We start from the raw sequence: 13,861 nt of genomic DNA, 5'->3' as shown, positions 1-13,861 counted from the left end.
AAAGAAAAAGTAGCTAATGGCGAAACATTCGAAGTTACATTTAAAGTAAAAGTTGATGACAATGTAAATGGCGAAAAAATTCTAAATAAGGCAAATGTAGTTGATGGAAATAATAGTTATGATACAAATGAAACAACAAATCCAACACCTACAAAGCCAGTAAAAAATGTTTTTGATAGTAAAGACGATAAGACAAGTATCGATGGTAATGAAGTAAAAGCAGGACAAGAATTGCTTTACAAAGTTACTTATACAAATACTACAGGTAAAGAACAAGATGTAACAATAACTGATAAGATTCCAGAACATACAACATATGTAGAAAATTCTGCTGATAATAATGGAGTTTTCAAAGATGGAAAAATTACTTGGACTAAAGAAAAAGTAGCCAATGGAGATACATTCGAAGTTACATTTAGGGTAAAAGTTGCTGAAAACGTAAATGGTGAAAAAATTCTTAATAAAGCAAATGTTCTTGAAGGAAAGAATAGTTACGATACGAACGAAACAACAAACCCAACACCTACAAAGCCGGTAAAAGATGTTTTTGATAGCAACGATGATAAGACAAGTATCGATGGTAATGAAGTAAAAGCGGGTCAAGAACTACTTTACAAAGTTACTTATACAAATACAACTGGAAAAGAACAAGATGTAACAATAACTGATAAGATTCCAGAACATACAACTTATGTTAAAGACTCTGCTGATAATAATGGAGTTTACAAAGATGGAAAAATCACTTGGACTAAAGAAAAAGTAGCTAATGGAGAAACATTTGAAGTTACATTTAAAGTAAAAGTTGATGACAATGTAAGCGGAGAAAAGATTTTAAATAAGGCAAATGTTCTTGAAGGAAAAAATAGTTACGATACAAATGAAACAACAAATCCAACATCAACAAAGCCGGTAAAAGATGTATTTGAACCACAAAATGATCGTATTAGTATTGATGGACAAGTTGTAAAAGGTGACCAAGAGTTACTTTATAAAGTTACTTATACAAATACAACTGGAAAAGAACAAAAAGTAACAATAACTGATAAGATTCCGGAACATACAACTTATGTAGAAAATTCTGCAGATAATAACGGAATTTTCAAAGATGGAACAATTACTTGGACTAAAGAAAAAGTAGCTGATGGTGAAACATTTGAAGTTACTTTCAAAGTAAAAGTAAATGACAATGTAAATGGCGAAAAGATTCTTAACAAAGCTAATGTAGTTGATGGAAGTAATAACTTTGATACAAATGAAACAACAAACCCAACACCTACAAAGCCAGTAAAAGATGTTTTTGTACCTAGCGATAACAAAACAAGTATAGATGGTAAAGAAGTAAAAGCAGGTCAAGAACTACTTTACAAGATTACTTACAAGAATACTACTGGAAAAGAACAAACAGTAACTATTACTGATAAGATTCCAGAACATACAACATTTGTTTCTGCGGATAATGATGGTGTATATAAAGACGGAACAATTACTTGGACTAAAGAAAAAGTAGCAGATGGAGAAACATTTGAAGTTACTTTCAAAGTAAAAGTAAATGATGATGTAAATGGAGAAAAGATTTTAAACAAGGCAAATGTAGTTGATGGAAATAACAACTTTGATACAAACGAAACAACAAATCCAACACCTACAAAGCCAGTAAAGGATGTATTTGAACCACAAAATGATCGTGTAAGTATTGATGGACAAGTAGTAAAAGCAGGCCAAGAATTACTTTATAAAGTTACTTATACAAATACTACAGGAAAAGACCAAAAAGTTGTAATAAAGGATAGAATTCCAGAACATACAACTTATGTAAAAGGTTCTGCAGATAATAACGGAATTTACAAAGATGGAGAAATCACTTGGACAAAAGAAAAAGTAGCTAATGGAGAAACATTCGAAGTTACTTTCAAAGTAAAAGTAGATGAAAATGTAAATGGCGAAAAGATAGTAAACAAAGCAAATGTAGTAGATGGAAGTAATAACTTTGATACAAACGAAACAACAAATCCAACATCAACAAAACCAGTAAAAGATGTTTTTGATAGTAAAGATGATAAGACAAGTATTGATGGCAATGAAGTAAAAGCAGGTCAAGAATTAGTTTATAAGATAACTTACAAGAACACAACTGGAAGTAAGCAAACTGTAACAATAACTGACAAGATTCCAGAACATACAAAATTCGTTTCTGCAGATAATGATGGAAAAGAAAAAGATGGAACAATAAAGTGGGTTAAAGAAGTAGAAGATGGAGAAACTTTAACAGTTAGCTTCAAGGTAAAAGTTGATGATAATGTAAATGGTGAAAAGATTTTAAATAAGGCAAATGTAGTAGATGGAAACAATAATTATGATACAAATGAAACTACAAATCCAACACCTACAAAACCAGTAAAAGATGTTTTTGATAGTAAAGACGATAAGACAAGTATTGATGGTAAGGGAGTAAAAGCGGGACAAGAATTACTTTACAAAGTAACTTACAAGAATACAACAGGTAAGGAACAAAAGGTTGTAATAAAGGATAGAATTCCGGAACATACAACATATGTAGAAGGTTCTGCAGATAATAGCGGAGTTTACAAAGATGGAGAAATTACTTGGACTAAGGAAAAGGTAGCAGATGGAGAAACATTCGAAGTTACTTTCAAAGTAAAAGTAAACAGCAATGTAAATGGCGAAAAGATAGTAAACAAAGCGAATGTAGTAGATGGAAATAATAATTATGAAACAAATGAAACTACAAATCCAACACCATTAAGACCAAGACCACAAGTACCAAAGACAGGATATGGAGTAAATACAGGATTATATACAGTATTACTAGGATTATCAGCTGGGACACTTGGAGGAATGAAGATCAGATATAGAAGAAAGAGAAAGAAATAGTTTCTTAAAAGTTAATATTTGATAAAAAGAAAGAAAAGATTGGGAATTAAAACCCCAATCTTTTTTTGTATAATAATCAATAAAATTTTTTTATTTAAAAAAGAATAATTTGTGGAAGTTTTAAGATTATTAATCGATTTGCTGTCTAAATTTAAATTGACATTGAAGTAAAAATGATGTAAAATAATTATGAATACAAGTTTTTAAAATTTAGTTTTTCTGTACTAGCAATTTTTTTATTATTAATTTTGTTTATACAGAGAGTTTTAAAAATTGTGATATGAAAAAAGAGGTGAATAAAGTGAGTGTGAACACTTTTAAAGGTGGAAAGCATATCCACGACTTTAAAGAGTTGACTAATTCGAAGCCAATAAATTTTGGTTTTGTACCTAAGATAGTAACCATACCTCTATCACAACACTCAGGTGCACCCGCTACTTGTTTGGTTAGCAAGAATGATTTAGTAAAAGTTGGGCAAAAAATTGGTGAAGCTTCAGCTTTTATTTCTGCAAATGTTCATTCAAGTGTTAGTGGAAAAGTTAAATCTATTGATGAGATTATGACTGCAACAGGTGTTATGTGTCAAGGAGTAACTATCGAAAATGATGGTTTAGACGAATTGGGATATGAAGAAAAGAATTTAACAATTGATGAAGTAAGCGCGACAGACATAATAGACGCCATAAAAGAAGCCGGAATTGTCGGACTTGGAGGTGCAGGATTTCCTACTCATGTTAAGTTAACTGCTAGAGAAGGACAAGTTACAGACTACATAATAATAAACTGCGCTGAATGTGAGCCATATTTAACAAGTGATCAACTTATGATGGAATTATATCCTGAAAAAGTTGTTATGGGACTTTTATTAGCAATGAAAGCAATGGGGGCAAAAAAAGGTATATTAGGTATTGAAGATAATAAGCCACTTGCTATTGATAAGTTAAAAGAAGCATCAAAATCTTATCCTGAGGTAACAGTAAGTGTTGTAAAGACTAAATATCCTCAAGGTGATCAAAAAAGGCTTATCCAAGCTACAACCGGAATAGTTGTACCTTCAGGAGCTTCTACTTCTGCGGTTGGAATAAGAGTAATAAATGCCAATACTGCGATTGCTATTAATGATGCTGTTTTACATGGGAAACCTCTATATGAAAAGTTGGTTACTATGACAGGACATGCACTAAAAGATCCACAAAATGTTATGGTTAGAGTAGGATCAAAAGTTTCTGATATTGTAGAATTTATTGGAGGATATGAAAGTGAACCTGGAAAAATTATTTCAGGTGGACCAATGATGGGTGAAACTCAATATACTCCTAATGTAACTACAGGTAAACCTATGGGTGGACTACTTTTTATGACTCAGGAAGAAAGCGCTCCTAAAGCTGTAAGTCCTTGCATAAGATGTGGTAGATGTGTTGATATTTGCCCTGTATACTTACAGCCTTTGTATTTACAGCTATATACTTTGAAGCATAGAGTTGAAGAAGCTGAAAAATTACATTTAATGGATTGTATTGAATGTGGATCCTGTTCATATATTTGTCCGTCAAATAGACCTTTAGTTGAAACTATTAGACTTGGAAAAGCTGAAGTTAGAAAACAAGGTAAAGGAAAGAGAGAATAAGGAGGGTACTATGGACGAAAAAGATTTAAAAGTTGAAGTCCCTTCTGAATTGGAAAAGGGAACAGATATAGATACAAAAGAAACTGAAGTCATAACTGAAAATGTTGAAGAAGTAAAAGAAGTTGAAGGTGAAAATATTGAAACAGCTTCAACTACTGAAGAAACAAAATCAGAAAGACCTGTAAGAGAAAGAAGAGAAAGAACTCCAAGAGAACCTAGAGAGAGGACAGAACGTCCTGCAAGGGAAAGAAGATCAAGAGTTGCATCTGATGATGTATCAACAAGTTCTGAAACTGTAGAAAATTCAGAATCAGGTGAAGAAGCGAAGGCAGAAAGACCCGCAAGAGAAAGAAGAGAAAGAACTCCAAGAGGACCTAGAGAGAGGGCAGAACGTCCTGCAAGAGAAAGAAGAGAGAGATCTGCTGAAGCTGGAGATTCTTCAGAAGAAAGACCTACAAGGGAAAGAAGAGAAAGATTCGCAAGAGGAGGACGTAACGAAGAACCACAAATGAGATTATTTGTTGGATCATCTCCTCATTTAAGAAGTGAAGCAACAGTAAGTACTGTTATGAGAGATGTTGTTATAGCTTTGATACCAACATTACTTGCTGGAATTTATTTCTTTGGGTTAAGAGCATTATTAGTTACATTAGTATCTGTAGTTTTTGCTGTAGGTTCTGAATATGTTTATGAAAAATTAACACATAGACCAATTACTATAAAAGATTATTCAGCAGTAATTACCGGAATGCTTTTAGCTTTCAATGTGCCATCTACAATTCCATATTGGATGGTTGCACTTGGAAGTATGTTCGCTATTATAATTGTTAAACAATTATACGGTGGACTGGGAATGAACTTTATGAACCCTGCGCTTGCTGCAAGAGCTGCATTAATGGCGTCATTCCCAACAGCAATGGCAAATTATGCTGCACCTAATACAACAATTTCAAATTTAATAAATTCATCAACTTATTCTTCACTAGATGCTACAACTTTTGCAACACCTTTATCAAAGGGAACTCAAGTTAATTTCCTTGAAGCATTTATTGGTGTTAGAGGAGGTTGTATCGGTGAAGTTTCAACTATATGCTTATTGATTGGAGCTGGATATTTATTATACAGAGGAGTTATTCAACTTAGAATTCCACTAGTATTTATATCTACAACAGCAGTTGTTTTAGCTCTTACAGGAACAGCAATAGCTGATTTGCCAGTTCAACTTTTAATGGGTGGACTTATATTAGGGGCATTCTTTATGGCTACTGATTATGTATCAGCTCCCGTTAATAGAAAAGCTCAAATATTTTTCGCTATGGGTTGTGGTATAATTACCGCACTTATAAGAAACTTTGGTAATTTACCTGAAGGTGTAAGTTATTCTATTCTATTTATGAATATCTTAACACCACTTTTGGAAAAATATTGTGTCCCTAAAGTTTTTGGAGAAGGGAGAGTTAAAAAGTAATGAAAGAAACTATTAAATTGACAGTCAGATTGTTTATAATTACTGCAATTGCAGGTTTCGTCCTTGCGTTTGCAAATAGTTTTACTTCTCCGGTTATTAAAGCAAGAGAAAAGGCTCAATATGAGGCAGCTTTGAAGGAAGTTTTTTCTGATGCAGATAAGTTTGAAACTTTAGAAGAAGAAAAACTTAATACAATAAAAACAAAGATAAAAAATATAGAAAAAATAGAAGTTGCGAAGAAATCAGATAAAACTGTGGGATATGTTTTTAAAACATTAGGAAAAAATGGTTATGGTGGAGATATTTCAATGCTTATGGCTGTAAATACCGAAAGTCAAACTATAGTTGGGTTTAAAGTTTTAAAACATAGTGAAACACCTGGACTTGGAAGTAGAGTAACGACTGATGAATATGCAAAAAGTGTTGTCGGAAACAAAGTTACTGAACATCTAGTAAAAAATTTACATCCAGATGCAGATAATGATATTCAAGCAATAACAGGAACAACAATAAGTGTTAATGCAGTTTTAAATGGACTAAATGCAGCAATAGATGCATTACAAGAACTTGCAAAGTAGGAGGGATGATATGAAATTAAAAAAGATTTTCTTTGATGGTATATTTTCAAACAACCCTGTACTCGTTCAACTTGTTGGTATGTGTTCTGTTTTAGCCGTAACAACAAGTGTTGTAAATGCGATAGGTATGGGTTCATCAGTAATATTTGTAGTAACTTGTTCAAATATTGTAATTTCGAGCCTTAGGAAATTTATTCCAGATAAAGTGAGAATACCTGCTTATGTAGTAATTATAGCTACATTCGTAACATTGGTACAAATGTTCTTATCAGCTTACATACCTGCACTTTATGATAGTTTAGGACTTTTTATACCACTTATAGTAGTAAACTGTTTAATCTTAGCAAGAGCAGAATCTTTTGCATCAAAAAATTCAGTTTTTTCATCAATGATAGACGGAGTAGGACAAGGAATTGGATTTACTTGTGCATTGATTGTACTAGCAAGTGTTCGTGAAGTTTTAGGTAATGGAACTTGGTTAGGATTTCCAATTCTTGGGAAAAATTATGTAAGTATTGGTGTTATCACACAAGCTCCAGGAGCTTTCATTATTCTTGGACTTTTGGTAGCAGGATTCAATATGTTAAGTAAAAAAGTTAATGCTAAAAAAGAAGGAGGTAACTAATGGCTACGATATTAAAAATTTTAGTTGCATCAATTTTAGTAAATAACTATGTTTTAGGACAATTCTTGGGGATTTGTCCACTGATTGGTGTATCAAATAAAGTTGAAACTGCATTTGGTATGGGTATGGCAGTTACATTCGTAATTACTATTTCAAGTGCTGTAACTTGGGTAATTCAAAAGACGTTATTGGATACTTTAGGTCTTGAATATTTACAAACAATCGTGTTTATACTTGTAATAGCAACTTTAGTACAATTTGTTGAAATGGTACTTAAAAAAATGAGTCCAAATCTTTATAATGCTTTGGGGGTTTTCCTACCACTTATAACAACAAACTGTGTAGTTTTAGGGGTTGCAATTACAAATATACAAAAAGAATATAATTTGTTAGAAACAATATTTAATGGTTTAGGAGCATCTCTAGGCTTTTTATTAGCTATTGTTTGCTTGGCTTCTATAAGAGAAAAATTGGAAGTAACAGAAGTTCCTAAAAATCTTGAAGGAGTTCCTCTTACATTAATTACCATTGGACTTATGTCTTTAGCATTTTATGGATTTGCGGGATTAGTATAGAGGTGAGATTATGAATGATATAATGATACCAGTTTTGTTACTTAGTATTTTAGGTATTGTATTTGCATTGATACTTGGATTTGCATCAAAAGTATTTTTTGTAAAAGTAGATGAAAAAGTTATACAAGTTAGAAACGAATTACCAGGAGCAAACTGTGGTGCTTGTGGATTTCCGGGTTGTGATGGTCTTGCAAAAGCAATTGCGGAAGGAACTGCAGGAATAAATGCTTGTCCTGTTGGTGGAGCTGACTTAGTTGTAAGACTTGCAAAACTTTTAGGAACTGAAGCTGGCGAAGTTCAAAGAATGGTAGCTTGTGTAATGTGTCAAGGAGATAAAGATTTTGCAAAAGAAAAATACATATATACTGGCATTAGAGATTGTAGAGTAAACAACTCAATGCAAGGGGGAAGCAAGACTTGTGCTTATGGATGTTTAGGCTGCGGTACTTGTCAAGATGTTTGTGGATTCAATGCAATAGATATGATAAATGGGATTGCAGTTGTAAATAAAGAAAATTGTACAGCATGTAACAAATGTATAGAAATTTGTCCAAAGAACTTAATTGAGTTAGTTCCTTATGAACAAACAGTTATGGTAAAATGTAAGAGTTTTGCAGCTGGAAATGTTGTTAAAAATGCTTGTAAAGTTGGATGTATTGGTTGTAAAATGTGTGCAAGAGTATATCCTGAAGCATTTGTTATCGAAAACAATTTGGCTGTTCTAAATTACAAACATGGTTTAGACGAAGATTTACTTTTACAAGCAGCGGATAAATGTCCTACAAATGCAATTCATCCAGGACTAATTAAGAAAATGGCTGAAAAAGTAAATGAAGTAGCATAAACTTAAGAGCGAAAAATATTCGCTCTTTTTTATGTTTGCTTTTATAATAGTTTTTTTATAAAAAAACTTGACTTGAAAACATTTCCATATTATAATATCTTTAAGGTATTAATTTATCTATTTTACAATATGTTAGGGGGAATTAGATATGAAATCATATTCTACAGAAAAGATTAGAAATCTTGCGTTAGTCGGACATAGTGCCAGTGGTAAGACTTCAGTTTGTGAAGCTTTACTTTATAAAACAGGCAATTTGAAAAGACTTGGTAAGATTGAGGACGGAAATACCGTAACTGACTTTGATAAAGAAGAAATTTCAAGAGGAGTTTCTATTTCAACTGCTATTGCACCAGTTGAATGGAGAGACTTTAAGATAAATTTAATTGACACTCCGGGGTATTTTGATTTTAGTGGAGAAGTTTATAGTTCTCTAAGAGCATCTGAAGCTGCTTTGGTTGTTTTAGATGCACAAAATGGTATAGAAGTAGGAGCTGAAAAGGTCTTAAAATATACTGAAAGTATTGAATTACCAAGAATTATTTTTGTAAATAAAATGGATAAAGAAAATGTAAACTTTGCGAAAGTAGTTAGTGATTTACACATAGCTTTTGGTAAAAAAGTTATTCCATTTACACTTGCTTTAGGCGAAGGGGAAAATTTTAAAGGTATTATTGACGTTTTAAATAAAAAAGCTTATGAATATGATGGATTTGAAAGAAAAGAAGTTGAAATCCCTGAAATAAGAATTGAAGAAGTAAATCATGTTTATGACACAATAGTGGAAGTTGTAGCAGAAACAGATGATGAACTTATGGAAAAATTTTTCGATGGAGAAGAATTTAGTCATGAAGAATTTATGAAGGGTGTTACAAGTGCATTATTAAATGGTTCTGCTGTTCCTTTGATTTGTGGTTCTGCTACAACAGGAGCCGGAATTGATATGTTACTTGATGTTATTACTGATTATATGCCTGCTCCAAATGATGAAAGAGCAAAAAGAGGCTTTAGAAATGAAGATGATAATGTTAGAAAGATTGATGTTAATGAACCTTTCTCAGCAGTTGTTTTTAAGACTATTGTTGACCCATTTGTTGGAAGAATTTCAATTTTCAAAGTGATGAGTGGTAAGATTACTAAAGATACTGAAATTTTTAATTCAACAAAAGATGAATTAGATAAGGCTGCTGGACTTTTCTTCTTAAGAGGAAAAACTCAAATAGAAACATCAGAAATTATTGCAGGGGATATTGGAGCTGTTTCAAAACTTAATTTAACAGAAACAGGTGATACTATTTGTGATAAAGTAAATAAAACTCTTTATAAGAAGATTAAGTATCCTAAACCAAATCTTTATTTTGCAATTGAACCTAAATCTAAAAATGATGAAGATAAGATTTCTCAAGCTCTTCATAAATTACATGAAGAAGATCCAAGTTTTGTTTCTGAAAGAAATGCAGAAACAAAACAACATTTAATCGGTGGACAAGGAAATGTTCAACTTCAAATTGTTTTAGATAAACTAAAAAATGTTTATGGTGTAGAAACAAATATTGTTCCTTTAAGAATTGCATATAGAGAAACTATTAAAGGAAAGTCTGATGTTCAAGGAAAACATAAAAAGCAATCTGGTGGTGCAGGGCAATACGGAGATGTATTTATGAGATTTGAACCAACTACAGAAGAGTTTGAATTTGCTGAAGAAGTTTTTGGAGGAGCTGTTCCTAGAAATTACTTCCCAGCTGTTGAAAAAGGTATCAGAGATAGTCTTGAAAAAGGAATTTTAGCGGGATATCCTGTTGTAAATGTTAAGGCAACTCTTTATGATGGTTCATATCATCCAGTTGACTCTAACGAAATGGCATTTAAAATTGCTGCATCTCTAGCATTTAAAAAAGGTATGGAACAAGCTAATCCTGTTTTACTTGAACCTATAATGAAAGTTGAAGTTAGAATTCCAGAAAGCTATATGGGTGATGTAATGGGTGACTTGAATAAGAGAAGAGGAAAAGTTTTAGGTATGGAAATGCTTGAAGATGGAACTCAACTTGTTATTGGAGAAGCACCACATTCAGAGCTTTTTGAATATGCTATAGATTTAAGATCAATGACTCAAGCAAGAGGAGACTTTACTATGGAATTTGATAGATATGAAGAAGTCCCTACAAATATTGCTGAAAAGATTATTGAAGAATCAAAAGCAGAAAAATAGATAAGTAGATAATTATAAAATCCACCCTTCTACGATATAACACATTATATAAGGGTGGATTTTTTTACATATGAAGAACTAAAGGAGAGAGTATATGCGTAATGAAAGATTACCTGCAGAGGAAAGAAAATGGCAGATAAGATATGCTGCTAAAAATGTATTTCTTAGTAAGGGATTTCATAACACAACTATGGAAGATGTCATTGCTGAGAGCAAAATGAGTAAGGGTGGAGTTTATAGATATTATAAAAGTACTTCTGATATGCTCTATGACCTAATGGAAGATGGTTGTGAATATAGATATAATATAGTAGATAATTTTTTGACAACTAATAAAAATTTGAACAAATATGACGCTGTCGCCGAAATGATGACGGATAAAATTTTAGATGATAATGAACTTTCTAAAGTTTACGTTATGTTTCTTCAAGAGAAGCAATACGATGAAAATTTAGAAAAATTATTCTTGAAATTGAAAGAAGAAACTTTCATTGAGTTAAAAAAAATTTATGAAAAGTTTGGTTTTTCCTTTAATTATTATGAATATGATTTTTTAACAGACTTTATGAACAGTCTAATTTTAGGAAGAGAAATATTAACTGCAAAAAATTCATTTTCTAAGAACAGAGTAGTTCTTAAAAATTTTATTTATGATTATCTAAAAAATTTAGAAGAGTAATATAACTGCTCTTTTTTCATTGACATAAAAAATTATATGGTTTATAATTTGTTTTAATTGAATTGAAATTTAAAAAAAGTGAGATAATTATGAGAGATATTGAAGTTAATGTAAATGATTCTGGACAAAGAATCGATAGATTTTTAAAAAAATATTTGAATAATGCAAGTACTTCTATGATTCAAAAATTTTTGAGAACAAAAAAGATAAAAGTTAATAGAAAAAAGGTTGACTCAAGTTATATTTTAGCTGAAAATGATGTGATTAATATTTTTATTTATGAGGAAGAACTTGAAAAACTGATTGTTTCGAAATCAAAAAAATATTCTTATTCAAAAAAACTAGACATTATTTATGAAGATGAAAATATTATTGTTATGAATAAACCTAAAAATTTATTGTCCCATGCATCATCTAAAGAAGATTATGGAAATAATTTAGTGGATTTTATGATTGGATATTTGCTTGAAAAGGGAGATTATAATCCAAGAGCTGAAAAGACCTTTGTTCCTGCGATTATCAACAGACTAGATAGGAATACTTCAGGTCTTGTTGTAGGAGCTAAAAATTCTAAAGCCCTTAGAGAGTTAAATAAAATAAAAGAAAAATCTATTGAAAAGTATTATAAAACCATAGTAAGCGGAAAGGTTAAGAAAAATTTTGTAATTAATGAAAAGCTTGAAAAAGATGAAGAAAAAAACAAATCCTCAATTTCTAGAAATGGGAAAGAATCTATAACAGAAGTTTATGTAGAACAAAATAATGATGATTTTAGTCTGCTTAAAATAAAGCTTATTACTGGAAGAACACATCAGATTAGAAGTCATTTAAGTAGTAAGGGATTTTGTATTATTGGTGATATTAAATATGGAAATGCAAAAGTTAATAAGTTTTTTAGAGATAATTTTAATTTAAGAAGTCAATTTTTACATGCGGAAACGATGATTTTTAAAAATATTACTGGAGATTTGAGTTATCTTAATAATAAAGAATTTTTTGCTCCAATGGATAATCTTTATAAAAATATAATTCGAAAAATATTTTGATAAAAAGTTATATAACTTTTGTGATGGGTATATTTTCCTTATAGAACATTATAGGAGAGTATTATGAAAATTATAATTGATGAAAAAGCAAAAAAATTTTTGAATAGCAAAAATAACAGTGTTATAACTGTTGATGTTAAAGGTTGTAGTTCCTGAAGTGGTACTGTTTTTAAACCAATGGCTTCATTAGGTAGACCTTTAGATGTAGAAAAATACACATTAGAAAATGTAGATGGAATTGATGTGTATCTTATGAATGGAATTAAAGCAGTTAATGATACTGTTAATGTTTCAACTATGAGTTTTCTTTTTATGGAAAATTTAGTAGTTAATGGAATAATTGTTTAAAAGGCTGTTAATTCAGCCTTTTTTGTTAGGAGTGATTTTTATTAAAGTTGTTGTAAATAATAAAGCTGTGAAACTTTTAAGAGAAAATCAAAGAGATATAATTGTTGAGTTTAAAGGTTGGAGCAACTGAAATTGCCCAACGGAATTAAAACCGTCGGTTTCGATTGGTATACCAAAAAATACAAATTCTTTTGATTTTTTTGAAGTTGATGAGTATAATGTATATGTAAGTAGAAAAATTCCAAAAGATGCATTTGTTGAAATTTCTTCTGGAAATTTTTACGGTTTGGAATATTTAATAGCAATTATAAAATAACTTTTAGAGGTTAAAGATTATGTCTGATAAAATTAAAAAATATTGGGAAAAATTTTGTAAGGAAAAAAATATTCCTATAGATACAAAATATGAAGCGTGGAGTTTTGGAAATACCAAAGAAATGGCTGATGAGTTAGCTGATTTAGTAAATAGGGGAATTAAAACTGCCACAACTGGAGCTTATGAGCTATATGAAGAAGATGAAGATATTCCAAAGGTTGGTGAATACAATATTATTTTAGATGGTTCAGGGGAGCCTATATGTATTACAATAACAAGAGAGGTATATATTTTAGAATATAATTTAATATCATCTAATCATGCTTTTCTTGAAGGTGAGGGCGATAGGAGTTATGAGTATTGGAAAAGAGTTCATGATGAATTTTTTAAGGAAGAATTTAAAAACTCAGGGAAAGAATTTTATGAACAAGCTCCAATGGTATGTGAAGTATTTGAAAAAGTGTATTAATTAATGAAAACAGTAAATTAAAAGTTTTACTGTTTTTTTGTTGCCTTTATTATGATTATTATGTAAATTCAACTTTAATAATTTTACATCAATAGAATAGTAAGATAATTGAATTATCAATCTAAGCTAGTTTGTCACTTGAAAATAATTGTAAAATATGATAAAATATGTGAATAAGTAGCAGT

The 13,861-nt window shown here is 30.8% G+C and carries 12 protein-coding genes; all 12 read left to right on the top strand.

Annotation, left to right across the window (positions count from 1 at the left end; translation table 11 throughout):
• Nucleotides 1-2,892, top strand: a 2,892-nt coding sequence (locus tag VJI77_RS07080; protein WP_323988891.1) for an Ig-like domain-containing protein, incomplete at its 5' end; no start/stop codon positions are given.
• Between the two features lie 301 nt (nucleotides 2,893-3,193).
• Entirely contained in the window at nucleotides 3,194-4,519 is a 1,326-nt protein-coding gene (rsxC, locus tag VJI77_RS07075) for an electron transport complex subunit RsxC (protein ID WP_009354505.1), read from the top strand.
• Nucleotides 4,520-4,529: 10 nt separating this feature from the next.
• Nucleotides 4,530-5,987: an RnfABCDGE type electron transport complex subunit D gene (locus VJI77_RS07070; protein ID WP_323988890.1), complete on the top strand. Its 1,458-nt coding sequence runs from the start codon at nucleotides 4,530-4,532 to the stop codon at nucleotides 5,985-5,987.
• Nucleotides 5,987-6,565, top strand: coding sequence for an RnfABCDGE type electron transport complex subunit G (locus tag VJI77_RS07065; protein WP_009355019.1), 579 nt, complete (start codon nucleotides 5,987-5,989; stop codon nucleotides 6,563-6,565). Before VJI77_RS07070 ends, VJI77_RS07065 begins: the two co-directional genes overlap by 1 nt.
• A gap of 10 nt (nucleotides 6,566-6,575) precedes the next feature.
• Complete coding sequence (gene rsxE / locus VJI77_RS07060) at nucleotides 6,576-7,190, top strand: electron transport complex subunit RsxE (protein ID WP_293440467.1); 615 nt, start codon at nucleotides 6,576-6,578, stop codon at nucleotides 7,188-7,190.
• On the top strand, nucleotides 7,190-7,765 hold the full coding sequence (gene rsxA / locus VJI77_RS07055; protein WP_293440465.1) for an electron transport complex subunit RsxA: 576 nt from the start codon (nucleotides 7,190-7,192) through the stop codon (nucleotides 7,763-7,765). Before rsxE ends, rsxA begins: the two co-directional genes overlap by 1 nt.
• 10 nt (nucleotides 7,766-7,775) lie before the next feature.
• A complete protein-coding gene (locus VJI77_RS07050; RefSeq protein ID WP_293440463.1) occupies nucleotides 7,776-8,609 on the top strand; it encodes an RnfABCDGE type electron transport complex subunit B in 834 nt (277 codons plus the stop codon).
• Between the two features lie 148 nt (nucleotides 8,610-8,757).
• Nucleotides 8,758-10,818: an elongation factor G gene (fusA, locus tag VJI77_RS07045; protein WP_293440461.1), complete on the top strand. Its 2,061-nt coding sequence runs from the start codon at nucleotides 8,758-8,760 to the stop codon at nucleotides 10,816-10,818.
• 94 nt (nucleotides 10,819-10,912) lie between these two features.
• A complete protein-coding gene (locus VJI77_RS07040; RefSeq protein ID WP_323988889.1) occupies nucleotides 10,913-11,497 on the top strand; it encodes a TetR/AcrR family transcriptional regulator in 585 nt (194 codons plus the stop codon).
• Between the two features lie 89 nt (nucleotides 11,498-11,586).
• Entirely contained in the window at nucleotides 11,587-12,543 is a 957-nt protein-coding gene (locus VJI77_RS07035) for an RluA family pseudouridine synthase (RefSeq protein WP_323988888.1), read from the top strand.
• Between the two features lie 63 nt (nucleotides 12,544-12,606).
• A complete protein-coding gene (locus VJI77_RS07030; protein WP_264175399.1) occupies nucleotides 12,607-12,891 on the top strand; it encodes a CC/Se motif family (seleno)protein in 285 nt (94 codons plus the stop codon).
• Nucleotides 12,892-13,226: 335 nt separating this feature from the next.
• The gene (locus VJI77_RS07025; protein ID WP_323988887.1) at nucleotides 13,227-13,676 is read left to right on the top strand and encodes an ASCH domain-containing protein; all 450 of its coding nucleotides are present in this window, start codon (nucleotides 13,227-13,229) and stop codon (nucleotides 13,674-13,676) included.
• Nucleotides 13,677-13,861: the final 185 nt, after the last annotated feature.

Source organism: Parvimonas sp. D2, assembly GCF_035282635.1.
Classification (GTDB): Bacteria; Bacillota; Clostridia; order Tissierellales; family Peptoniphilaceae; genus Parvimonas.
This window is presented reverse-complemented; position numbering and strand designations above follow the sequence as displayed.